The sequence below is a fragment of the Psychrobacter sp. M4 genome (genome assembly GCF_055699795.1).
Genome location: NZ_CM146740.1, coordinates 2,582,918 through 2,606,644, shown reverse-complemented (window position 1 = coordinate 2,606,644; position 23,727 = coordinate 2,582,918). Strand labels below are relative to the sequence as shown.

Here is a 23,727-nt window from a genome sequence, read left to right as displayed (position 1 = left end):
ACGGTTAAAATTAAACCTAGGCTGTGGTCAACCAAGTTCATTATAAATAAACCTTTAACAAGATAACAGATTAACCTGCTAATAGCTCGTCAAGCTTACCTTGCTGATTCATCTGATTGAGCTCATCAAAGCCGCCAATAAAATCATCACCGATAAAGATTTGTGGTACGGTGCGATAGTTATTGGTTTTTTGCATCAAGGCACGGCGCTCATCGCTACTCATATCATGCATGCCAATCTCTTCATAATTAACGCCTTTATTGTCTAATAGTTTTTTAGCGTTTGAGCAATAAGGGCAAATAGGCGTAGTATAAACTTTTACAGAGGTGGTCATAAAGTATCCTTAATTAAGTTATAAATAAACGGTTAAAGTATAGTGTTTTTTATGGAGTTATATTATAAAAACTGCTGCTATATGTTACTAACAAGTTTGTATTTAGCTGCGCTCATTATAAAGTGGGGATAGGTGCTATAAATTCAAGCCAGTCGTATCGATAATTTATAAGGGCTTGGCTTTTATGTCTTACTTTTTATGGTAATCACAATAACTATAATTTCTTTGTACTTAAAACATCATCAAAAACAAAAAGACACCATTAAAAATGATGTCTTTTAAATTCTAATCTTTACTTGCTCAGTTTAGGTTTGGTTTTATCTTTTTTCGGTTGAGCGTCTTTTATACCGACTAATGGCATACCAGCACCTTGCCAGCCGCCAATGCCGCCTTCTAAACGATAAACATTTTCTTTAGCGATCATTTGTACCGCTGCGCCAGCTTGCACACCAATGTCACAGACGATAATAACTGGATGCTCAATCGCCCGTATCTCTTCTAAGCGATCTTTGAGCTCAGTAAAAGGTATATTACGACTACCTTGAATATAGCCAGTAGCAAACTTCTTTTTGGGACGAATATCAATCAATTGCGCGTTTTGAGAGTTGACCATCATACCAAGCGTATTGGGCGATATTTTTCTGCCACTGCGTTTGTTTTCAATAGTGAAAAACAATATCGCTAGCACAGCTAAAATACCGAATAAGAACGGGTGGTTGCCCATAAATTCAAATGCACGATCCAAAGCATACCTCCAAAGATGATGTTCTATCAGACTTAATCATTAATATGATAAGCATGAACAAGGCGCTATTATACCCACTCGTTCATTGATAGTAAACGTATGATAACTAAGCACAAGCAAGGCGAAGCTTAATAGGGCTTGGTATCGGCCTCTGCTTGTAGCGTCACTAAGTTTTCAACTCGGCGCTGTAGTACCTTACCGTCAGCTACGGCCTGCCACAAAGCACAGCCTTTGCTATTATGGGTATGTTTGCAGTCACGAAACTGGCAATAACCAGATAGGGGTGCAAGCTCAATAAACCCTGAGATAATGTCCTCAGGAGTCAGATGCCAAATGCCGTACTCGCGTATTCCTGGGGTATCAACAATGCCGCCTTGGTTGAGGTCATCAGGATCAAAAGGTAGCAAACGGCTGGTCGTCGTGGTGTGCTGACCCAGCTGTGAGTTCTCCGAGATGATATTGACGCTTTGAGCGGACTCAGGCAATAGCGCATTGATCAGACTGCTTTTACCGACACCTGATTGTCCCGCGAAGATGACCAACTTTTTATCAATATAATTTTTGAGCTCACTAAGTCCTTGCTGCTCATCGCTACCAGCGATATTTTCAGGACAATCAACTGAGGTCAGTACGCTCTCATAACCCAGCGCAGCGTATTGTGTCAGCAGCTCATTAGTATTTGCATCGTCACTTTTGGCCAATAAATCCGCTTTATTGAGTACCAATAGTGGCTGCACGCCTGCGTGGTGACAGACTACCAAATAACGGTCAATCAGGGAGGGCGCTGCTGCAGGCAGCGGCGCAAAGACGATGGCTAGGATATCAACGTTAGCAGCCACAGGTTTGAGCTTATGATAGCGATCGGGGCGAGACACTAAAGAAGTACGCGGCTTTACTGATTCGATACGTCCAAAGCCGGTATTAGGATCAGCGCTCCAGCGTACTTGATCGCCAGTCGCGAGCATAGGCAGATTGGTACGCACGTGACAGCGCCAGATATCGCCAAGCGCTAATTCCTGCCAAAACGGCTCAGGGTCATCAGGGCCAATCTCAGGCTGCATAGGAATAATAGCAGGTAAGCTTGTGACCTGTACCTCTAACTGCTTACCGTAATGCGCCATGACCACGCCATCCATCAAGCTATCATCGAGGCTGTCTTGGCTATCAAGTTGTTGCTTATCAATGCGACGGATTTGTTGTTTGGTCAGTTTGCGTTGTCGAATCAGTGCCATAAGTGCTGCCTATCAAAAAATATCTCTAAGTGTAGCGTGAAAATTTGCTAACATACAGCCTAAAGCGCCAATGCTAAGCAGTGGTTTTGTAACGTTATAAGTAGCATGCAAGCAATTTTTGAAATTTAACTATAGGACAATATATGAGCACCGATGATCATCCCAATAAGATCAGAATTAAGAACCAAGGTAAAAAAGGGCTGGTATGGATTGACCTTGAGATGACCGGACTTGATACGCTAAATGATGAGATTATCGAGATCGCAACGGTGGTGACTGATGAGGACTTAAACGTATTAGCGGAAGGGCCAGTATTTGCGATCAAAGTATCGGATCAAACCTTAAATAAAATGGATGATTGGAATACCAAGCAGCACGGACAGTCAGGATTGGTCGATCGTGTGCGCCGTAGTACAACGACACTGGCAGAGGCAGAAGCGCAAACCATTGCCTTTTTAAACAAATGGGTGGATAGTGGTAAGTCACCAATGTGCGGCAATTCTATATGCCAAGATCGGCGCTTTTTAGCCCGGCAAATGCCAGAGCTTGAGCGCTTTTTTCATTATCGTAATTTAGATGTCTCATCGATCAAAGAGCTGTGCTTTCGCTGGCGTCCTGATATTTTAAAGAACTTTGAAAAAGGTGGTAGTCATTTAGCACTTGATGATATTCGCGACTCTATTCGTGAGCTCAAACACTATCGTCAGCACTTTTTTAAATTGATGGATTAAGGGTTTTAGAGTTAATGTGACATATATATTGTAGGGTGGGTTAGCGATAGCGTAACCCACCGTCTGCCCAAATTATCAAAGTTCAATGGTGTGTAGAAAGCACTCTATAAATAACTATCTCACCAAGTATTGAAACTCAACTAATCTAAACTCATCATCATTATTTACATTTTCTTCTACAACCGCGCCAATGACAGCATTAACTTTGGGCTGGCGCGTATCGCTATCTAGTAGCCGCCAATCACCAAGCACATAGCGTATTTTATTATCGGTAGTTTGATGGATATCAGGTCGATGAGTATGACCGTGTAATAAAGCGTCATTATCATAAAGAACCTTATCTACCGCATCCTTATTAACATCCATAATATGAGTGGCTTTATTGGCGTTGCTTTGCTGACTTTTTTTGCGCATGTTATCGGCGATAATGAGGCGTTTTTCAAGTGACTTATTTAATAGATACCATTTGGTAAAGCGATTACGCATCACTTTGCGAAACAGCTGATATTTTTTATCATCGATACACAGCGCATCGCCATGCTCAAGTCGATACGTTTGTGCGCCGATCAGCAGCGTATAAGGCTCATAAATAAGCTCACCGCCAAACAAATTACAAAAGGGCTGACCGAGCAGAAAATCACGATTACCGTGCATCACTAAAATCTCACAGCCAGCTATGCGTAGTTTTTTAAGTTTGGCTATCAACGGCGTGAGCCAATGCACTGAAAGTTCGTCATCTGATAACGACAAATACGTATCATCACCAACCCAAACCTCAAACCAGTCGCCCAAGATAAACAGGCGTTTGAGCGCAGGCAATGCTAAGCAGTCATCAAGCAGTGCCAAAAAAGCCTGCACTAGGGCAGGCTCCTCAGGTGATAAATGCAAATCGCTAATCAATACTTGCCGTACCTCATGAGGACGGGTCGTTATCAGATGATTAAAAGTTTGCATTTATCGATATCCTAATTAAGCAATACATCATTTACTGAGATACAATTTTCGCTGATTGAATAGTGATCGGCTCTTTTGGTACATCAGCATGCATACCGAAACGACCCGTTGGTACGCCGCGCATTTTTTCAATGACATCCATACCGCTAGTGACTTTACCAAAGACGGTATAGCCCCAGCCTTGTGCATTTTTACCGCTGTGATTTAAAAAGTCGTTGTCTTTAACGTTAATAAAAAACTGGCTAGTCGCTGAATGTGGATCTTGGGTACGCGCCATGGCGATCGTGCCTTTATCATTTTTTAGATCGTTGTCCGCTTCGTTTTCAATCGGGGCATTGGTTTTTTTCTCATTCATCTCAGCGTCCATACCGCCGCCTTGAATCATAAAGCCATCAATGACGCGATGAAAAATCGTACCTTCATAATGACCTGATTTTACATAGTTTAAGAAGTTTTCGACCGTTTTTGGCGCTTTTTCTTCGTTGAGTTCAATAGTGATATTACCCATTGAAGTCTCTAACTGTACTACTGGCATGTTGCTCATTGTGTTCTCCTGAGTGTTTACATTGGAAAGTGAATTGGGCTGATTGTCCGTAGGGATCGTATTATTAGTACTGGTACAACCTAGTATAAATAAAGGCGCAAATAAGCTGGCAAACCCGAATGTTTTGACGGCATGCATAGATATTCCTTGTGGTTCTAAGAGGCAATCCTAATTCAGACGCCAGTTTAGATGCCAGTCTAACGGCTTTTTTGTCATATGTCATGTATCAGGCTGTTAATGGCTTTGTAAAAGCTGATAGAATAACGCCATTCTTTTTTATAACAACCTTTAGATGCTGTATTTCAATTCTAAATTATATCTACTATATACATCGCTTAGGAGCAACGCTACATGAGTGAGCACGCAAAGAGCACCATACAAAAAGACGAGCCAAAAAACGACTTTATTCGTAACATCATACGCAGCGATATTAAAGCGCAAAAGTACGAGCAAATCGTTACCCGTTTTCCGCCAGAGCCCAATGGTTACTTGCATTTAGGTCATGTTAAATCTATCTGCCTAAATTTTGGCGTGGCTGAAGAGTTTGATGGTCTGTGTCATCTGCGTTATGACGACACCAATCCAACCGCTGAAAAGCAAGACTACATTGATAATATAAAGAACGACGTGCAGTGGCTGGGTTTTGAATGGGCAGGTGAGGCGCTGCATGCGTCTAGTTATTTTGATCAACTTTATGCATGGGCGGTGCAGCTCATTGAGCAGGGCGATGCTTATGTTGATCTGCAAACCCCCGAGCAGATTCGCGATAACCGAGGCTCGTTTAATGAGCCAGGTACGCCATCACCGCAGCGCGAGGCGAGCGTGGAGGACAACCTAAAGCGTTTTATGGATATGAAAGACGGTAAGTATCAAGACGGCGAAGCTGTTTTGCGTGCCAAGATTGATATGACCAGTCCAAATATGAATATGCGCGATCCTATTATTTATCGAGTTATGCATCAAGAGCATCATCAGACTGGTGATAAATGGTGCATCTATCCAATGTATGATTTTGCCCATCCGTTGTCAGATGCTATCGAAGGCATTACCCACTCATTGTGTACACTAGAATTCGAAGATCATCGCCCCTTTTATGATTGGGTGGTCGATAAGATCGGCTTTGATAAGCCGCCGCATCAGTACGAGTTTAGTCGCTTAAACGTCGACCATACTTTGACCAGTAAGCGTAAGCTGAAGCAATTAGTCGATGAAGGTATCGTTGAGGGCTGGGACGATCCACGTATGCCCACTATCGCTGGCATGCGTCGCCGCGGCTATACGCCAGAAGGCTTACGTGACTTTAGCGAACGCGTTGGAGTATCAAAAGCCGACGGGGTCACTGATATGCGCCTACTGGAGTTTAGCATTCGTCAATCGCTTGATGATACCACCGCGCGCGGTATGGCAGTGCTCAAACCACTTAAAGTGACGATTACTAACTTTGATGAAGTATTAAGTCAATGGGAGACGCAAAAGGCGGATAGCGTTGAAGCTCGCTGGGACGCAGACACGCAAACCCTTTGGCTTACGCAGCCTAAGCATCCAAACGTCGATATGGGCGCGCGTGAAATTCCTTTTACCAAAACCCTTTATATCGATCAAGGCGATTATGAGATAGAGCCGCCAGCAGGTTATAAGCGCTTATCACCAGAGAAACCTGAGATTCGTCTGCGCAATACCTATGTGCTAGCGGTTACTGAGCATATTACTGATGAGAGTGGCAACGTTGTTGAGCTCAAAGCCACTATTGATCCTACGACCTTGGGTAAAAACCCTGAAGGACGCAAAGTCAAAGGCGTCATCCATTGGGTGTCAGCAAGCCGAGGCGTACCTGCAACCGTACGTTTATATGAGCAGTTATTTAGCGTAGAAGACCCCAGTAGTGTCAGCGATGTCCACGACGCGCTTAACCCTAATTCACTAACGGTGCTTGATGCGGTAGTTGAGCCGTCACTTGCCGAAGCGGAGGCGGGTACTCGCTTTCAGTTTGAGCGTGAAGGCTACTTTATAACAGATAGTGAGGATCATACGACTGATAAGCCCGTCTTTAATCAAATTGTAAGCTTACGTGATAGTTATAAGCCAGCTTAAGACATGCCAAAGCGCAACGATAAATTATTGGTCATTTTTATCTCTCGGTTCAATTTTATCTATCGATAAAGGTAAGTAAACCCAAGGATCAATTTAAAGAAGAGTAAAGAGATTATGGTTAAAAAAAAGTCAATCAATTTAGCCTTACAGGGCGGCGGTTCGCACGGTGCCTTTACATGGGGCGTGCTTGATTATCTTATGGAAGATGGCCGGGTTAGTGTAGAAGGTATTTCAGGCACGAGCGCCGGTGCTATGAATGCAGCAGTATTAGCACAAGGCTATATGGAGGGCGGCGCAGATGGCGCGCGCGAATCGCTTGAGACGTTTTGGCGCCAAGTGGCTTATATGGGTAGGCTCAGTCCTATTAAACGCAGCCCTTTAGATATCTTGACAGGTAAATGGGATTTGGACAACTCACCGACTTACCTTATGTACGATCTATTTACTCGAGTGGCCTCCCCTTACAACACCAATCCGCTAAACATTAATCCCCTGCTTGATTTAGTCGACTCTACCATTGACTTTGACAAAGTCAGAGCGTGCAGTATGTTACAGTTATTCGTGGCAGCAACCAACGTACATACGGGTAAAATAAAAATATTTAACCGTGAAGAGCTGACCGCAGATATGCTGCTAGCCTCAGCGTGTCTGCCCTCCTATTTTCAAGCCGTTGAAATTGATGGCGTACCCTATTGGGACGGCGGTTATGTTGGTAATCCACCTTTGTATCCCTTGTTTCAAACCACCAAGTCCAAAGATATTGTCATCGTACAAATTAATCCAGTTGAGCGCGCCGAGACCCCGAGAAGTGCGCAGGAGATACAAAATCGCATTAATGAGATCTCATTTAATTCCTCTTTGCTCAGAGAGCTGCGAGCTATTGACTTTGTAACCCGTCAACTACAGGAGGGAAAGCTCGATAGAGAGCGTTACACAGAAGTACTCGTGCACCGTATCGAAGCCACTGAACAAATTAACCCGCTATCAGCGTCCAGTAAAATAAATTCTGAATGGGCGTTTTTAACCCATTTGCGTGATATTGGTCGCGCGTCAGCGAAAGCTTTTCTTGATGAGCACTATGAAAGTTTAGGCAAGGATTCCACTCTCGATTTGCGTCGCGAATTTTCATAAATGAATGGTAAAAATCTAAAGCCCTAATACTAAATTATTACTATTATTAAATTCAACAATAGTAGTTTGCAAACCTGCCCATTTCTAGTACGCTAGAGATGGGTTTTTTTGTAAACCATTGTAAGTTTTTATCAGTGAATCTTGAGGATGTAATTATGGCAAAATTTTTGAACACCAGTGGTACTACTTACCATTTAGAAGAATTGATTAAAAATGCATCTGATCGGCTAATTATTATCAGTCCTTATCTAAAATTAAACGAGCGCATCAAAGAGCTATTAGAGGACCGTAATCGACTCAAAATAGATATTCGCATTGTTTATGGCAAAAACGACTTGCAACCAGAGGAGATCAATTGGCTAAAGAATTTGACCTTTATTCGTACCAGTTTTTGTAAAAACCTGCATGCCAAATGTTATTTGAATGAAAACGAGTGCATTATTACTAGCTTAAATCTATATGAGTTTAGCCAAGTTAATAATAATGAGATGGGCGTACTTATCTATCGTAACGAAGATTCTAAACTCTATGCTGATACTTATGAGGAGGCGCAGCGCATTATTCGTATCAGCGATGAGGTGCGTATGTCACTTGAAAAAGTAAACGATATTGATAATAAAGCTGATCTTAATAGTCAGACCAAAGCTGATAAGCCAGTAGAAACAACGCCCAATAGTATCTCTAAATCGATAGAGGCAACGCCAAACTACTCTAAACTCACCACCGCAAAGCTGGCTAAAGAGCTTGGATTTAAAACCCAAGAGTTAAACGATAAGTTGATTGAAGCAGGATATTTAGAAGAAAAAGATGGCGAGCTGGTGTTGACTGAGGCTGGCACTACGGCAGGCGGTGTTACTAAACGTGGTAAATTTGGTGCGTTTTGCTTATGGGATGCAGGAATGGTGGTTTAGTTTAAAAGGCTACTATTGAATGCATTTTCTTAATCCTAAACGGAATAACAGCATTACAATCGGTCACAAGACATTCATAACCAGTTTGATAAGATAAAATAGGATTTTTACTCAAAACTTACTAATAATTAAGGAGCCAAGTATGGCACATTTACGATTAGGTGATACCGCGCCAAATTTTGACGCAAGCACCACCGAAGGCGATATCAACTTTTATGATTGGGCAGGGGACAGCTGGATTGTTTTATTCTCGCATCCTGCCGATTATACGCCTGTATGTACCACCGAGCTCGGGCGCACCGCCGCATTAGGAGGCGAGTTTCAAAAGCGTAACGTTAAACCTATCGCGCTCTCGGTTGATGGTTTGGACGATCATAAAGGCTGGGCAAAAGATATCGAAGAGACGCAAGGCAGTGCTGTCAACTTTCCAATTATTGCGGACTCCGATCGCAAAGTCGCTGATCTTTATGACATGATTCATCCCAATGCTGATGATACCGCGACAGTAAGAAGTGTATTTATTATTGATCCCAACAAAAAGGTACGCTTAACGCTGACTTATCCTGCCAGCTGTGGCCGTAACTTTAATGAGATCGTTCGCGTAATCGATGCATTACAATTGTCTGATGACTATAACGTGGCTACCCCTGTTGATTGGCAAGAAGGCGATGATGTGATCATTCCGCCTAGTGTCAAAAACGAAGACATCGCAGCCAATTATCCTAAGGGTCATACTGAGATTAAGCCATATTTACGCACTACGCCAGCACCGAATAAATAAGCTACACCCGCGATGAATAGTTAAATAAACTAAGTCCTATAACTAAGTGTTATAGGACTTTTTACTATTCGTATCACAAGCGAAGGTTGGGTTTTGCTATGATAATGGGAGTAGATGGTTTTACTTAAAACACTTATAATCTCAGTTAAGTAAGGGCTCTTCGTCTATAAACTTTATATCCATAAGCAGTATGGTGTAATTTCATTCATCGCTCAAATTAAAAGGAATTTATTGTGAAAAAATTATACGTTACCCGCACGGCTCCCAACCCACGTAAAGCGCTTATTTTAATGGCATCGAAAGGCATCGATGTTGACGATATAGATGATTTAGAGGTTGTTGATATTGATTTTGCAACCAAAGAGCAGTTTTCAGAGTCATTTACCAAAATAAATCCTATGCAAACCGTACCCGTTTTAACGCTTGGTGATGGTACGGTACTTAATGACTCGCAAGCAGTTTGTGAATACCTTGACCGGGTTTATGGAGAGCGTTCGGTCATGGGCAATGACGTGGTACAGCGTGCTCAAGTTTGTTCTATGCGCCGTATTGCTGAGTTTGAGGTGCTTTATAATCTGATGCTGGCTTTTCAGCATAGCCATCCCTCAAAGGCAGAGCGCATAAGTCAGGTACCAGAATTTGTAGATCAATCCATCGCCCGCGCTATTAAGGCACTCCCTTATTTCGAAACCGCTTTAGAGGGACGCGAGTATCTAGTGACCGATCATCTTACCTTCGCTGATATTGTTCTATATTTAGGATTGGATTTTGGCAAAGCGCTCAAGGTCAATCCAACTGAACATGGTGACAATCTGGCGCGTTTTTACCAGATGATGCATGAGCGTTTCAGCATTAAAAAAATGGCTAGCGCTAAGTCAATAAATCAGTAAGAGTAGGGGTAGTGAGGTAAAAAGATGAAACAGAGGTAGCTGAGATAAGTTTCAGCTACCTCTGTTTTTTTGTAAAATGAGTAAAGCAAACATCAATACATAAACAGTTACATTATACAACTAGAAGAATAATAATATAGCAATGTTGTTCTGTGAATATGGCTGGTTCTTCATAGTGTAGTTTTACTGCATTATTTATTAATTTATTTAATGAATCACCTAAATAGATGAAGTTTATATATATAAAACTGTTAAATTGATGATCATAAAAGCGTTGAGATAACATCTTAGAGTAGTACTAAAAAGACGAATAGTACTAAAAAGACAAGAATATACGTTGAATACAATGATGAAACGAAACCTTAAAATACTTTTGTTACCAGCTATGATGGTAACAGCCTTAACACTGAGTGCTTGCAACAATATATCGTCTGCTAGTGGCACCGAATTCAAACACGTAACTACTGATGACGTAGTAGACACCGATAATAGTAGCAATGACATAACCGAGCAAAGTATAAGCGCTGAAGAACAAATGATCGATAATCTTACTCGTCATCACTGGACATTGGTAGCAGCGAACGATGATAAAAGACAACCGCTACTACCTCTTACGGACATCAAAGATCAAGTTACTTTAACTTTTAGTCAGTATCAAGGACAGAACGCTGTTAGCTATACAGTTGGATGTAACATGGTGAACGCCGCCTATCAGCTACAAGGAAATACCTTGTTAATTGAGAATGGTATGAGTACCAAAATGTCATGTGATGATCTAAATGTGGCCGAAGATACTTTGAATCAGCTTATGCAGGGTGAGAGCCTACTAAGCTTTGTAGAAGGCATATCGCCAATGCTTACTCAAACCACTAACGATGCTGTCCTAGAATGGAGAGGCAAACTGACAGCGCAAGCCAAATATAATAGCAGAGGCGAAACTATATTCTGGGCGGTAAGTGCTGAGACTAAGCCTTGTATAAATAATAATACTCAGACATGCCTGCAAGTAAAACCTATCACTTATGATGATCAAGGTATAAAAATCAATGAAGGCAATTGGACTGAGTTCTCAGGCAGTATTGATGGCTATCAGCACGACAGCAAACATGATGAAGTACTACGTCTGCAACGTTATCAACTTGATGCTAGCAGTGCAGATAAAGGGTCAAAAGCAGAAAAATATGCTTATGTATTAGATACGGTTATCGAAAGTAGTCTGATTGATTAAAAGTACCGCTGCTGATTAAGCGTTTAATAGCATACTTTAGATAGGGTTGAGTTATTTCAAAACCCATACAGTGTTACTGGGAGATATTTTGCGCAGCATTGAAACAGCGTAGACACAGCATGCAAGTAAAAACTATCCCAGCAGCACGACAGTATTAGTGTATTAATTTTATTTCAAACTAACTATAACTAGGTGTTAATCTCAACTGCTATAGATTGCTCAAATCTTCTTCAGTCAAACGCCAACGTCCTTTTTTCTTAGAAGCACCGCGCCCGCGCATAGAGCTATTAAGTAATATCTTATTCATAGAGTGGCTCGAGTGCGCATGACAGATAGCGCAGGCAAGTCCGTCAGCTGCGTCCGCTTGCGGTACAACATCAAGCCCTAAAATCCGGCAAACCATCTCTTGCACTTGCTCTTTCGCCGCAGCGCCGTAACCGCATACGGCTTGTTTTATTTGTCGTGCCGTATACTCTGATACCTCTAAGTCAAGAGCTACCATTGCTGCAATCGCAGCACCGCGTGCTTGTCCTAGCTTAAGTGCTGAGTCAGGATTTTCTGCCATAAATACTTGCTCAATTGCTGTATAAATAGGTTCATCTGCGTACTTGAGATGATACTGTGTGATACGTGTCAGGCCATTGAAAATACGTTTGAGGCGTTCAGGCATCTCTTTGGTATCGGTACGGATGGTGCCTGCATCGATAAAAGTTAGCTTGTCACCCGTTTGTTGTACGATTCCATAGCCCGTCATACGCGAGCCGGGATCAATACCTATAATAATTGCCATAATTTCCTACAATATTTCTATCTTATTAATTGGCTTAAAAAGTAACGCTAAGTTTGATAGTATAGCAAGTCATCCCCATATATAGCATAAGTTAACCATTTTAATTTATGCCGCTTTTTTATTTTTAGATTTTATTTACAGGATGACACTTTATGGGTCAGATAGTTGGTATTGCCATTGTTTGGTTTATTATTGAGATGTTGGTGTGGTATCTAATCGCTCAGTTTGTGAGTGGTTGGTGGGTCTTTTTCTGGTTCATTATCGCTGCGGTTATTGGTATATCACTGATTCGTAAAGGTATGTCTGCGCTAAATCCAATGGCTCAGCAAATGAAAGCAGGCGGAATGATGAATCCTGCTATGCGTCCGCAAGAGTCTACCATGCTTAAAAGCGTGGCTATGGCTGCCGCTGGCATTTTATTATTGATTCCAGGAGTTGTCAGTGATTTATTGGCTTTACTAGTTGTTTTACCACCTGTACAAAAAAAGCTTAAAAACATGGCCAACAATTATGTGATGAATAACCAGCAAAAAATGATGGAGATGATGGCCAAACAAATGGGTGGTCAAAGTCCATTTGGCGGTGCAGGTGGTATGAGCGGACAAAATCCGTTTGGTGGTATGGGTGGGATGAATAATCAAAACCCGTTTGGTCAACAGCAAAATCCTTTTGGTGATGTCTTTAAGCAACATACTACCGTTGATGGTACTGCTAAAAATGTACCAAAAGACGTTAAAAAAATTACTAAATCTGCTAACGATGAGTAACATATAACTATAGCAGCAGTAATTTAGAAGCATTAATAAGTGCTTGTTAAATAGCATCTTATCAGACTTAAACACTATTAAGCATAATGATAAAGGTATAAAAAAGAGAAAACCCCTTTAGCCGTCAGCTAAGGGGGTTTTTCTGGTCGTAACCAAATATAACAACCGGAGTGCCGCCGTAAAATGGCGACCCATGAACCGTGAAGTTCAGGGCGGATGTGTCATCGTCTCGGCAGGTTTCCTGATACACCGTAAACGGTGCAGGCATACACAATGAAACGATAGGTAGCACATCCTGGTAAAGCATTATCGGCTCAGGGAATAAACATTCACTAGCGAGCACTCCAGAATAGTCTTATCTTAACTAATGGAACAGAGGATTGCAAGTTAGATTGATGAATGAGCATATAGTACAAATTTTATCAATAACTAGCTTTTAATCGTTATCGTCTGTAGCTGGCATACTAAAATGCTCATAACAAATATCTAAAAATGTCGAGTTTTCAGCTATTTTGAGATATGTGTTAAGATAGGCTCGTAATGGCTGTCGGTTTTAGCAGCCACTGATTTTATCTATGTTTTTTTTCTAATAAAATACACCAGACGTTCACCTAGTAAAGGAGCGGTAATCTATGACCAGTACACTACAACAAGTAGAAAATAGCCATGATAATCAGGTACATTCTGATAACAACCAAAATAAAAAAGTACCTAATGTCTTGATGATTTTAGATGGTTTTGGGCATCGTGAAGATACCGAGGACAATGCTATTGCCGCTGCAAACATGCCAAACTTAGACAAGATCTATCAGCACTACCCACATGGGTTAATATCAGCGTCAGGTGAAGATGTCGGTCTGCCAGATGGACAATTTGGCAACTCAGAAGTTGGTCATATGAATCTTGGTGCTGGGCGCGTCCTATATCAAGACTCTACTCGTATCTCAAATGAGCTTGCTAATCGCGAATTTTATAAAAACGAGGCATTGGTCGAGGCGGTAAAAGCGGCCAATGAGAAGGGCGGCAACGTACATATTATGGGGCTATTGTCTGATGGGGGTGTACATTCGCATCAGGATCATATTGAGGGCATGTGTCACTCTGCACTGGTACACGGGGCTAAAAATGTTTTCGTTCACTGCTTTTTAGATGGCCGGGATACGCCGCCCAAATCTGCCGATAAATACATCAACCGTCTGCGTGATTATCTCAATAAGCTTAACGATCATTATGAAGGTAGGGTGCAAATTGCTACGATCATTGGGCGTTATTATGCAATGGATCGTGACAACCGCTGGGATCGAGTGCAAAAAGCGTATGAGCTGATCACCGAAGGTAAAGCCGATCGTCATTCCACTCGTGCTGATGGTGCGGTGCAGGCGGCTTACAAAGCGCGCGAAACAGACGAATTTGTTAATCCTACTACGGTCATTGAGCACGGAGAGATACCATCTACTGTCAATGATAACGATGCTGTCATTTTTATGAATTTCCGCGCCGATCGTGCGCGTGAGCTTGCACAAGCGTTTGTACTACCAGATCATGAGTTTTCAGGGTTTTCTCGTCATAAACGTCCCAAACTTGCCGCCTTTGTCATGCTGACTAAGTACTCAGACATATTGGCCGATAATGCTAATACCAGTATTGCTTATTATCCAACCTCTTTGAGCAACACGCTTGGGGAGTACTTACAGGATCAGGGTAAAACTCAACTGCGTATTGCTGAAACTGAAAAGTACGCGCACGTTACTTTTTTCTTTAGTGGTGGCCGCGAAGAAGAGTATGAAGGTGAAGCGCGCATTTTAGTACCATCGCCTGACGTAGCGACCTATGATTTACAGCCTGAGATGAGTGCTCCTGAGGTCACAGATGAGTTGGTAGCTGCGATAGAGTCGGGTAAATATGATGTACTAATAGTTAATTATGCTAACGGTGATATGGTTGGACACACGGGTAACTTTGATGCTGCGGTACAAGCAGTAGAGGCGCTCGATGACTGCATTGGCCGTATTGAGTCAGCCGTACGTGCCGCAGGTGGCAATATGCTTATTACCGCCGATCATGGTAACGTCGAACAAATGCATGATTATGAAAGCGGACAGGTTCATACGCAGCATACTACAGAGCATGTGCCTCTCATCTATGTTGGTGAGAAAAAAGTGCGGGTACGTAGTGGTGGTAAGCTTAGTGATATTGCTCCAACTATTTTAAACTTGATGGACATAACGCCACCTGATGAGATGACGGGTGAGAATTTACTGGTTTCTACTTGATCGTTTTTACTTGGTTATTGATATATTCTAAATAGAGTAAAGATTGATCTATAAAAAGACAGAACCAACTATTTATGTCTGCATGATTGTTAATTAACTGGCTACAATGTGAGTCAGTTAACTCTTTGTTGTCTGGACGATCCAGTTTTATGTGAGCTCTGTTATGTTTCTCTTAACCTGTAAACGAGCAATGAAAGTCACCAAACCTAGTAAGCAAGTATTGATTAACGGCGTTTTCCATGAATTCGCTGCTAATCTTATGCGGAAAACTGGTTGCATAATGGTAATCGCTTTAAGTAGTGTTAGTCTATATGCCCAAACGGCTCCAGCAGCTAGTAATTTAATGGGTTCTGATAATACGAGTCGTAGCCCAACGGCAAGCTTGCAACTCATTAGTCTAAGAGTTGATGAAGTTCCATTAAACAATGGCGCTGATGATTTATCTGATATAAATACGTCAGATGCAGTTGACGAGACGGATAGCTGGATGGATGATGAGACACAAGGTGTCAATCCTATAGAGACAGCGTCAGACTATGAAATTGATGAGACGCCAGAAGAGGTGGCTCATGTGTCGTTAAATGCTATTTCGCCAGAAACTTTAAAGACGTTTGTTGCGGTAATAGACTTAGTGCGCCGTGAGTATATTGATCCTGTCAATGATGAAGCATTATTTAACGATGCCATGAGTGGTATGCTGACCAAACTTGATAGTCATGCTGAATTCTTAGATGTTGAGGCTTATGAAAACCTTCGTGCCTTTACTCAAGGTGATGTAGGTGATATTGGTTTAAGGGCTGAGTATCAACCCAAAGTAGGCTATTGGGTAGTTGTTGATGTCATCAGCGACTCACCTGCAGACAAAAAAGGTATTACGGTAGGAGATTATTTACATCAAATTGACGATTTCAAACTTGATCAAGATAAACAGTCTAATGATATTGAGCAGCTATTAACAGGTATTGCTGGCACACAGGTAAATATCATCGTCTCAAAAGCAGGTCGGCGTAAAAGCACGATAACTTTGCAGCGCAATAATAGTCACCCTCAAACTATTGAAACAAAGCTGATTGATGGTATTGCTATTATCAAACTACCAGCCTTTCAAAACAATAGTCGTGAGCAAATTTTACAAAGTCTAACCAAATTAGATGGTTCTGTGAAAGGGGTACTGCTTGATCTACGCGACAATCCTGGTGGCGTACTGGCATCAGCAGTAAAAGTCGCCAGCTTATTTATGAATGATGTAGACGTAGTACAAGTTAAAGGTCGTCAAGGCGATCCCCGTGTTTTATCGACCAAAGACGCGGCCATGTTGAAATCTTTACCAGTGGTCATTTTACAAAACCGCTATTCTGCCTCGGCAGCTGAGGTACTAGCCAGCAGCTTACAAGAGCAAAAACGTGCCACTATTGTAGGCGAGGTAAGCTATGGTAAAGGTTCTGTGCAGTCGGTTATACCGCTTGATAATGAGCAGGCGGTCAAATTGACAGTAGCGCATTACTTAACAGCAGCAGGAAAAAAGATAGATAAAATAGGAGTACAGCCTGATATTACGCTATCTGGTAATGAAAACACATGGGAGGAACAAGCGCTTGCTGTGCTGCGTCAGCAAGTAGGTACCTCAGGGCTTCGTTTTGTAAAAAATGAAGCTGCTGACAAATAAGTAATTAAAAAATAGGTAATTAGAAAATGAATCATCGCAAAACCGCTAGCTACTGAGGCTAAGAATAGCCTTTAGGTTCTATTTACTTTAAATCCTCGTTTTGTTCTTCGTCGATATCAAGCTTTTTCATACGGTAGCGTAGCGAGCGAAAAGTAGTTCCTAACAATTCAGCAGCTTGGGTCTTGTTCCAATCGGTCTGTTTAAGTGCTTTGATAATTAGACTCTTTTCTTGTTCTTGTAAGTAAGCTTCAAGTCCTCTTTGTGGTAAGTCAGCATCAGATATACTGACGAGTGAGGGTTGACTGGTTAACTCGTCAGCGAGTAGCTCAGGTCTACGGCGATCTTGATTGTAAACAGAAGAGGTACTGATAGAGTTGGACTCAGGTGTCGACGTTCGAATAGCAGAAGAGTATCTTTGACTATGAGTACGATAAGGATGCAAATTATTAGTAATCTGCCCATTAAGCGCTTTAGGGTTTTGGTTTAAGTTATCTGCTGTAAGCGGAGCTGATACGTCAGCTGATTCAACATCAGCAGTAGTATTATTCTTGTGATCGTGAGTGAGTGTAGGTAAGCCTAAATGATCACTATCAATGATTGAGGTTTCTGCTAAGGTAATTGCACGCTCAAGTATATTGCGCAGCTCACGAACATTACCAGCAAAATGGTGATTTTGTAGACGTAGGCCTGCTTCTTCTGTTAATTGTATAGGTTCATCAAGCTGCCATTCAGCAGAGATCGACGCCAAAAAGTGTTTAGCAAGTACAGGTATATCATCGCCGCGCTCATTGAGTGTCGGCAGCTTAAGCTCAATAACGTTAATACGATAGTATAAATCTTGTCGAAAATCGCCACTGTGTACCAACTGATTTAAATCTTTATGGGTAGCCGATAAGATGCGAATGTCGACAGGTATCTCTTTGGTATCACCAATGGCGCGTACTGTTTTTTCTTGAATAGCGCGCAGTAGCTTTACCTGCATCACTAACGGTAAATCTGCAACTTCATCTAAAAACAATGTACCGCCGCTGGCTTGTTGAAACAGTCCTTGCTTATCCGCAACGGCGCCTGTAAAGCTGCCTTTTTTGTGACCAAAAAACTCTGACTCCATAAGCTCTGAGGGAATTGCACCGCAGTTCACCGGCACAAAGCTACCATCGCGACGCGGACTTAGATCATGAATAAGTTTGGCAACCACTTCCTTACCGGTACCAGAGGCCCCAGACAAAAACACAGGTGCTTGAGAGCGTGCCAATTTAATAATAGTGGCCTTTAGCTTTTGCATAACCGCAGAAGCACCTATAAGGCGAATGTCTAATAGTTGCTGCTCAGGCGTAGGTTGATTAGGCTTTTCAATGCTTTCATCTTGGCTCACCACTTTAAGAGCATTTTCAACCAATTGACGCAAACGTGGTAATTCAAGAGGTTTATTAACAAAATCAAAAGCACCCAGTTTAAGCGCTTCAATAGCTAGATCCATACTGCCGTGAGCGGTAATAACGGCAACAGGTACGTTTGAGCTGGCGCTGATTTTTTTGACTAAATCTAGTCCTGAGCCGTCTGGCAGTTGTAAATCGGTTAAGCAAAAGTCGTAATCGTTATTGTCCCAGCAAGACTGGGCTTCTGACAAACTATAAGCGACATCACTTTTTATACCCATCTTTGTTAGTGTGATTTGCATCAGTCGGCATAGATCTACTTCGTCATCAACGATTAACGCAGTTGCTGTCATACATAACCTCATAGGTATTCAAATGATTACTAATTGCTAAAACATATCCAAACAAACTACTGTTATTGATAGTGAACTTTAGGCTACGCAGTTGGTTTGTTGAGATGGGGTAATTGTTCGATTTACTGACTTTAATTAATGTTGCTTCGATTAACTGTCATTGTAATTTTGTTAGTATACACTTACTCATTTTCTACATCTGTCTCAATAGATACCACAGGTATAATGAGTCGAAAGCAAGTCTTTTCATGTTCAGGAACATAAAGTAGCCGAGCATGATTGACTTCACTAAAGGCTTGCGATAAATAAAGTCCAAGCCCAGTACCAGCTTTATCTGTTGTAAAAAATGGATTGAATAAGTGCTGTATATCATCAGCACCAACACCAACGCCATTATCTAAAACATCAATTATAACATCGTTCTGCACGCAATATATTTCTACCTCAGCATAAGAGTGCGTCTGCGTATGACTGCTGTAACGTAGGGCATTATTAATCAGATTGATAAGAATTTGCTCTAAATGATGAGTATCAAATTTTACTGCAGGTTCAGAGTCACTACGCAAAACAACATTGTGTTCGCTATAATAGTTGTGTAAAAACTCAGGCATCCAAGTAGATAGTTCTATCGTTTGTTGATTTGGCTTTTGTTGACGTGATAGTTTCAATATATCTTCAATGATACGGTTGACGCGCTTGGTTTGGGCAAATATTATTTTGTAAAGCTCATGGTTGCCCGTCATGTCAACTGCAGTTTGTTGCTGTGTTGAAGTGACATTAGTGTTTGTTGAACCTGGATCATCAGTAGCTTGAGTATCATCGACTACGTCTTCTATTAGTAGTTGGCTCGCCTGTGAAATAGCAGCCAACGGATTACGAATCTCATGAGCAATGCTTGCCGTTAGTTGTCCTAAGGAAGCAAGCTTTAACTGCTGGACGTTGGCTTGCTCACGTCGTAAGTCTTCAAGTAATATCAGCTGGCTATGGTCTTTTAAAGGCGTAACCTGTACCCTTAATCTATTAACTACAGAAGCATTAGCAGCGGCGGGAAGCTCGTAAACAAAATCGCTCGTTCGGCCAGTAGCAGCTGATAGGCAGTCGGCTAGAAGTTGACTGTGCTGCTCAGCCAGTTGCTGCTGAAAATAAATAAGTGGATAATCTTTACCGACAAGGTTTTGATACTGCGGTATAAAGCTAGATAGTTTTTCTTGACTGTCAGTAGCGGATGCTTCTAGATCAGGAATACCTAACAGCTGGTAAGCTGCGTGATTGGCTAAAACGATACGTTGCCGATCAATAACCATAACTCCATTTAGCATCTGACTAATTACTTCTTGATTGATAGTATTAAGACGCTCTACCTCTTCTGCCTGCCGAGCGGCAAACTTCTCAACATAAACTAAACGCTGGGAGATGGACCAGCTCAAAAAACCAACGGCCAAAAAGCTTGCGGACATCAGTAGCGCATCACCTAGATTTGTAAGACTCATACTATTGGCGATAGCATAAAAAAACTGCTGATAAATAACAAAAATAATTGCAAGTAAGGTAATTATCAGTGCCTGTGAGCTTGGCAATAGCATAAAGCTTGCCGCCACCACTACCATATACAGCATGGTTAATTGTAGATCCGGTGCACCGCTGGTATACAATAGCAGGCTCAAAATAATGACATCAATACCTAAACCAAAAGCCAGTTGTCGTCTAGGTCGTCTCAAAGCTACTAAAAATAAACCAAATAAAATTAAACTGAGAATCAGATAAAAGATAAGGGCGGTTTGTTGCAGTAAGCTAGGTAAAAGTAAACTTTCATCTGTTTTAACGGCCGCATAAACCATTAACAATAAAAACACACTTATGATCAAGCGGTAGCTATTGTAGATAACACCAAGTCTACGCAGCTGTGAAGCTGGTAAAGTATCTGCTTGATGCAATGACCCAACAATAGTAGTCATAGTATTAGAAACAGGGGTCATAACAGGGCCAAAAGATAAAGTTGAAGATTAAGGATAGTACTGAGAACGACTCTAAGTTTAAGGTTGGATTAAACCATGGCGAATGGCTAGATGAGTTAATTTAACATCGCTATCAACCCCTACTTTTTCGTAAATACGATAGCGATAAGTATTTATTGTCTTTACGCTTACAAATAACTGATCAGCGATTTGCTGCGGGCTTTGACAATTAACTACCATCATAGCGACTTGTTTTTCGCGATCACTTAGTAAATCAAAAGGTGAGGCAGCATTATCTGATAACAAAACCTCTGCTAGTTGTTCTGCGACATCATGACTAAAATAACGGCCACCTTGATAGATCTTTTTGATACCGCGTATCATCTCATCGAGCGGTGTTCCCTTAGTAATATAACCGTTAACGCCTGCTTTGAGAAGCATTGAGGGGTAAGGCTGAGCTGACATGCTGCTTACAGCTAATATTTTGATTCCCATATTTAATTGCACCAAACGTTTGGCTGCCTCAACACCGCCAATATTAGGCATGTTTACATCTAGGAGCACCACATCAGGACTTAGTTTTCTAGCTAGTTTCAAGGCCATGTCACCACTATCAGCTTCACCGACTACTTCAATATCTGGACTATCAGATAGCATACGACTAATGCCCATTCTTACTAAGTCGTGATCATCTACTACTAACACTCGAATCATGGTTGTACTCTTAATCATTTAATATATTGATAACTGTTAGCAATGCTTAAATATGACTTAAAAACAATTATCGCTTCAATAATTTATATAACATTTGTTAGTCTTTTATGGTCTAATATTAATATTTTATGGTATAACGATGTTGCTATTAATGACAAGTTTGTTTTATAGTAAAGATCTTGCATTGAAAGATAACATCAAATATTACTCTCATGTTAGTAGACTTTACTAAAAATTAAACATAGCGGGTTATTTCTGACAAATACATGAAAAAAATTATAAAATTACTCTCATTAATTAAATTTGAAAACAAATCATGATACACTAAAAGTACAAAAAATCTATGTAAGTGTATATAAACATAGTAAAAAATAATAAATGCTTCGAAAAGAGCCGTTAAATCTATTATCGATCATCATCAGTCATTAAAATTATTACGTAACGTCTATTAAGTGCTTATAGCCACTTGAGCTGAGGCGCCACCAACAGTAGGGAATACAATGAAACACTTGCCACTAACTAATCAGCAATTAGTCGCTGCTATTATCTCATTAAGCTTAGGTAGTGCAGCCCAAGCTGCGCTTACTATTAATGGTAGTCCAGCTACCAATAGTAGTCCAGAATCTAGTGCACGTATCAGTTGGGGCGGTGTCGATAGTTTGTCAGAAGCTCGCAACATTATGTATAGCTCTAATGCCAAACAATCAAACGGTTCGACCATCAAAAAAGTCGACAATGGCTATGGCTCTACTAATATTACTAATGCTAATGTCAATAGTTATGCCAGCCCCAGTAATAGTAGCTATAACACTACTTATCGGGGTAGCTTTGGTAGTAGTGACATGTTGCCAATTAGTACGGACTCGCGTAGCGTAGCAGTAATAGACGCGGAAACAGGCGAGTCTATCTACGAGAAAAATGCTGATGTGGCACGTCCCATGGCTAGTATCACTAAAGTGATGACCGCTATGGTGGTATTAGATAGTGGCCTTGATATGCGCGAAGAGATTACCCTTGAGCCGGAGGATTTTATCGGTCCTAAGCGTGCCAGCTCACGGTTAAAGTCAGGCGATCGTATGAACCGTGCTGAGCTATTATTAATGTCTTTGATGAAATCAGAAAACCCTGCTGCGAAAAGCTTAGCGCGTAATTATCCAGGCGGCTATGATGCCTTTATGCGCGCTATGAATCAAAAGGCACAAGAGCTTGGCATGACGACAGCTTACTTCGGTGATCCCACTGGCCTTGATAAGCGTAATGTTGCTTCTTCAAATGATTTGGTAAAGATGGTACGTGCAGCGGGCAACTACGATGTTATTCGCCGTTTTTCAACGACCAAAAGTTATGATTTTTTTGTCGCCAACTATTCAAGCGGCAATCGCACCTATAAGGCCAACAATACCAGTAGCCTTGTACGCTCAGGCGATTACCCCATCGGTATCTCAAAAACTGGCTTTATCAATGAAGCTGGCCGCTGCGTAGTCATGGAAACCCGTGTCAATAATCGTCCGGCTATTATCGTCATTTTGGGCGCCAATAGCTCAGCTACGCGCTGGGGCGACGCCAAAAACATCCTAAGTAGTCTTGCTACGCGTCGTACAGTGTAAGGTGTCGCTGTTTATGAAGTATTGAGTATTTTTAACTAAAAAAAGGCTGTTATATATATAACAGCCTTTTTCAGTGTTTCTTGAGGGTGAAAAATCGTAAGTATAGAAAATTATTCAGCGTGCTCCATGCATAATGTAGCATAAGGCACTGCCTCTAAGCGCTTCTCTTCTATATCACGGCCACAAACTTCACATTCTCCATAAGTGCCATTTTCAATACGACTAAGGGCATTTTCGACATAGATAAGGTTTTGACGAGCTTCTCCCATTAGGCTCTTACGCATGTCGTTTTGACGATAGGAGATAGCTTGATCTTCCCAATGCTCATTGAGTGAGTCCTGTGGATTTTGGATATGATCTTCAATTTTATCAATACGAGTCTCATATTCTTCTTTTAATTTTAATAGCTCTTTTTTAGCGATGTCAAAATCAACGCTCATTATAATCTCCTAATAGGGGTGATGATTTACTACTTTGCTTATTACAAAAGTAGCTAGCGCTTTATAGTAAAAGGAATAATCATTAAGTACCACCACGAAATGTTACTGGTGCTACTGAATACACGCTAGAATAGATGATGGCTATTGTATAAACTATAGCGAATATAATGGACGTACTTTGAAAAGAAAATAGTCTTGCTGCGATGCTTTC

21 protein-coding genes and 1 other RNA gene are annotated in these 23,727 nt (G+C 41.4%); 11 read left to right on the top strand and 11 right to left on the bottom strand.

Annotated features, from left to right (window positions below; genetic code table 11):
• Positions 1-70: 70 nt before the first annotated feature.
• The 3 genes from grxC to rsgA form a co-directional block, all read right to left on the bottom strand.
• Positions 71-334, bottom strand: a complete 264-nt coding sequence (grxC, locus tag ACR63N_RS10805) for a glutaredoxin 3 (RefSeq protein ID WP_367103902.1) — start codon at positions 332-334, stop codon at positions 71-73.
• 292 nt (positions 335-626) lie between these two features.
• Complete coding sequence (locus ACR63N_RS10800) at positions 627-1,079, bottom strand: rhodanese-like domain-containing protein (RefSeq protein ID WP_367103903.1); 453 nt, start codon at positions 1,077-1,079, stop codon at positions 627-629.
• Between the two features lie 128 nt (positions 1,080-1,207).
• On the bottom strand, positions 1,208-2,311 hold the full coding sequence (gene rsgA / locus ACR63N_RS10795) for a ribosome small subunit-dependent GTPase A (protein ID WP_367103904.1): 1,104 nt from the start codon (positions 2,309-2,311) through the stop codon (positions 1,208-1,210).
• Positions 2,312-2,454: 143 nt separating this feature from the next.
• Here rsgA and orn point away from each other — a divergent pair, with 143 nt between their 5' ends.
• Complete coding sequence (gene orn / locus ACR63N_RS10790; protein WP_367103905.1) at positions 2,455-3,042, top strand: oligoribonuclease; 588 nt, start codon at positions 2,455-2,457, stop codon at positions 3,040-3,042.
• A 114-nt stretch (positions 3,043-3,156) separates the two neighbouring features.
• On the opposite strand, the gene ACR63N_RS10785 is transcribed toward orn, so the two are convergent.
• Together ACR63N_RS10785 and ACR63N_RS10780 are read right to left on the bottom strand one after the other, a co-directional pair.
• Positions 3,157-3,996: a UDP-2,3-diacylglucosamine diphosphatase gene (locus ACR63N_RS10785; protein ID WP_367103906.1), complete on the bottom strand. Its 840-nt coding sequence runs from the start codon at positions 3,994-3,996 to the stop codon at positions 3,157-3,159.
• Between the two features lie 31 nt (positions 3,997-4,027).
• The gene (locus tag ACR63N_RS10780) at positions 4,028-4,540 is read right to left on the bottom strand and encodes a peptidylprolyl isomerase (protein ID WP_367104172.1); all 513 of its coding nucleotides are present in this window, start codon (positions 4,538-4,540) and stop codon (positions 4,028-4,030) included.
• Between the two features lie 351 nt (positions 4,541-4,891).
• Here ACR63N_RS10780 and ACR63N_RS10775 point away from each other — a divergent pair, with 351 nt between their 5' ends.
• The 6 genes from ACR63N_RS10775 (at position 4,892) to ACR63N_RS10750 (ending at position 11,572) form a co-directional block, all read left to right on the top strand.
• On the top strand, positions 4,892-6,631 hold the full coding sequence (locus ACR63N_RS10775; RefSeq protein ID WP_367106816.1) for a glutamine--tRNA ligase/YqeY domain fusion protein: 1,740 nt from the start codon (positions 4,892-4,894) through the stop codon (positions 6,629-6,631).
• A 114-nt stretch (positions 6,632-6,745) separates the two neighbouring features.
• Complete coding sequence (locus tag ACR63N_RS10770) at positions 6,746-7,762, top strand: patatin-like phospholipase family protein (protein WP_472782011.1); 1,017 nt, start codon at positions 6,746-6,748, stop codon at positions 7,760-7,762.
• 155 nt (positions 7,763-7,917) lie between these two features.
• Positions 7,918-8,673, top strand: coding sequence for a phospholipase D family protein (locus ACR63N_RS10765; protein WP_472782010.1), 756 nt, complete (start codon positions 7,918-7,920; stop codon positions 8,671-8,673).
• 142 nt (positions 8,674-8,815) lie between these two features.
• A complete protein-coding gene (locus ACR63N_RS10760) occupies positions 8,816-9,454 on the top strand; it encodes a peroxiredoxin (protein ID WP_367103910.1) in 639 nt (212 codons plus the stop codon).
• A 233-nt stretch (positions 9,455-9,687) separates the two neighbouring features.
• Positions 9,688-10,344 carry a glutathione S-transferase family protein gene (locus ACR63N_RS10755; protein WP_472782009.1) on the top strand — a complete coding sequence of 219 codons (657 nt, stop codon included), beginning with the start codon at positions 9,688-9,690 and terminating at the stop codon, positions 10,342-10,344.
• A gap of 385 nt (positions 10,345-10,729) precedes the next feature.
• Entirely contained in the window at positions 10,730-11,572 is an 843-nt protein-coding gene (locus tag ACR63N_RS10750; protein WP_472782008.1) for an META domain-containing protein, read from the top strand.
• Between the two features lie 208 nt (positions 11,573-11,780).
• Here the strand turns inward: ACR63N_RS10750 and ruvC are convergent, their stop codons facing one another.
• Entirely contained in the window at positions 11,781-12,362 is a 582-nt protein-coding gene (gene ruvC / locus ACR63N_RS10745; RefSeq protein WP_367103913.1) for a crossover junction endodeoxyribonuclease RuvC, read from the bottom strand.
• Between the two features lie 152 nt (positions 12,363-12,514).
• On the opposite strand from ruvC, the gene ACR63N_RS10740 reads away from it, so the two are divergent.
• Positions 12,515-13,129 carry an FxsA family protein gene (locus tag ACR63N_RS10740; protein WP_367103914.1) on the top strand — a complete coding sequence of 205 codons (615 nt, stop codon included), beginning with the start codon at positions 12,515-12,517 and terminating at the stop codon, positions 13,127-13,129.
• A gap of 158 nt (positions 13,130-13,287) precedes the next feature.
• Here the strand turns inward: ACR63N_RS10740 and ssrS are convergent.
• Positions 13,288-13,483, bottom strand: a non-coding RNA gene (gene ssrS, locus ACR63N_RS10735) — 6S RNA.
• Between the two features lie 278 nt (positions 13,484-13,761).
• On the opposite strand from ssrS, the gene gpmI reads away from it, so the two are divergent.
• Complete coding sequence (gene gpmI, locus ACR63N_RS10730) at positions 13,762-15,402, top strand: 2,3-bisphosphoglycerate-independent phosphoglycerate mutase (protein WP_367109074.1); 1,641 nt, start codon at positions 13,762-13,764, stop codon at positions 15,400-15,402.
• Between the two features lie 163 nt (positions 15,403-15,565).
• Entirely contained in the window at positions 15,566-17,068 is a 1,503-nt protein-coding gene (locus tag ACR63N_RS10725) for a S41 family peptidase (RefSeq protein ID WP_367106821.1), read from the top strand.
• 82 nt (positions 17,069-17,150) lie between these two features.
• Here the strand turns inward: ACR63N_RS10725 and ACR63N_RS10720 are convergent, their stop codons facing one another.
• The 3 genes from ACR63N_RS10720 to ACR63N_RS10710 form a co-directional block, all read right to left on the bottom strand.
• Entirely contained in the window at positions 17,151-18,800 is a 1,650-nt protein-coding gene (locus ACR63N_RS10720) for a sigma-54-dependent transcriptional regulator (RefSeq protein WP_367106822.1), read from the bottom strand.
• A 182-nt stretch (positions 18,801-18,982) separates the two neighbouring features.
• Complete coding sequence (locus tag ACR63N_RS10715) at positions 18,983-20,776, bottom strand: sensor histidine kinase (protein ID WP_367106823.1); 1,794 nt, start codon at positions 20,774-20,776, stop codon at positions 18,983-18,985.
• 57 nt (positions 20,777-20,833) lie between these two features.
• Entirely contained in the window at positions 20,834-21,469 is a 636-nt protein-coding gene (locus ACR63N_RS10710) for a response regulator (RefSeq protein ID WP_367103919.1), read from the bottom strand.
• A 500-nt stretch (positions 21,470-21,969) separates the two neighbouring features.
• Between ACR63N_RS10710 and ACR63N_RS10705 the strand changes: the two genes are divergently transcribed.
• Positions 21,970-23,076, top strand: a complete 1,107-nt coding sequence (locus ACR63N_RS10705) for a serine hydrolase (protein WP_367103920.1) — start codon at positions 21,970-21,972, stop codon at positions 23,074-23,076.
• 110 nt (positions 23,077-23,186) lie between these two features.
• On the opposite strand, the gene ACR63N_RS10700 is transcribed toward ACR63N_RS10705, so the two are convergent.
• Positions 23,187-23,516, bottom strand: a complete 330-nt coding sequence (locus ACR63N_RS10700) for a TraR/DksA family transcriptional regulator (protein ID WP_367103921.1) — start codon at positions 23,514-23,516, stop codon at positions 23,187-23,189.
• Between the last annotated feature and the right edge of the window lie 211 nt (positions 23,517-23,727).

Coding starts and splice junctions, on each gene's coding strand:
- ACR63N_RS10770 (WP_472782011.1), top strand. CDS start 6,746: ATGGTTAAAAAAAAGTCAATCAATTTAGCCTTACAGGGCGGCGGTTCG.
- ACR63N_RS10760 (WP_367103910.1), top strand. CDS start 8,816: ATGGCACATTTACGATTAGGTGATACCGCGCCAAATTTTGACGCAAGC.
- ACR63N_RS10750 (WP_472782008.1), top strand. CDS start 10,730: ATGATGGTAACAGCCTTAACACTGAGTGCTTGCAACAATATATCGTCT.
- orn (WP_367103905.1), top strand. CDS start 2,455: ATGAGCACCGATGATCATCCCAATAAGATCAGAATTAAGAACCAAGGT.
- ACR63N_RS10710 (WP_367103919.1), bottom strand. CDS start 21,469: ATGATTCGAGTGTTAGTAGTAGATGATCACGACTTAGTAAGAATGGGC.
- ACR63N_RS10785 (WP_367103906.1), bottom strand. CDS start 3,996: ATGCAAACTTTTAATCATCTGATAACGACCCGTCCTCATGAGGTACGG.
- ACR63N_RS10780 (WP_367104172.1), bottom strand. CDS start 4,540: ATGAGCAACATGCCAGTAGTACAGTTAGAGACTTCAATGGGTAATATC.
- ACR63N_RS10765 (WP_472782010.1), top strand. CDS start 7,918: ATGGCAAAATTTTTGAACACCAGTGGTACTACTTACCATTTAGAAGAA.
- ACR63N_RS10775 (WP_367106816.1), top strand. CDS start 4,892: ATGAGTGAGCACGCAAAGAGCACCATACAAAAAGACGAGCCAAAAAAC.
- ACR63N_RS10705 (WP_367103920.1), top strand. CDS start 21,970: ATGAAACACTTGCCACTAACTAATCAGCAATTAGTCGCTGCTATTATC.
- grxC (WP_367103902.1), bottom strand. CDS start 334: ATGACCACCTCTGTAAAAGTTTATACTACGCCTATTTGCCCTTATTGC.
- ACR63N_RS10700 (WP_367103921.1), bottom strand. CDS start 23,516: ATGAGCGTTGATTTTGACATCGCTAAAAAAGAGCTATTAAAATTAAAA.
- gpmI (WP_367109074.1), top strand. CDS start 13,762: ATGACCAGTACACTACAACAAGTAGAAAATAGCCATGATAATCAGGTA.
- ACR63N_RS10715 (WP_367106823.1), bottom strand. CDS start 20,776: ATGACCCCTGTTTCTAATACTATGACTACTATTGTTGGGTCATTGCAT.
- rsgA (WP_367103904.1), bottom strand. CDS start 2,311: ATGGCACTGATTCGACAACGCAAACTGACCAAACAACAAATCCGTCGC.
- ruvC (WP_367103913.1), bottom strand. CDS start 12,362: ATGGCAATTATTATAGGTATTGATCCCGGCTCGCGTATGACGGGCTAT.
- ACR63N_RS10725 (WP_367106821.1), top strand. CDS start 15,566: ATGTTTCTCTTAACCTGTAAACGAGCAATGAAAGTCACCAAACCTAGT.
- ACR63N_RS10720 (WP_367106822.1), bottom strand. CDS start 18,800: ATGACAGCAACTGCGTTAATCGTTGATGACGAAGTAGATCTATGCCGA.
- ACR63N_RS10740 (WP_367103914.1), top strand. CDS start 12,515: ATGGGTCAGATAGTTGGTATTGCCATTGTTTGGTTTATTATTGAGATG.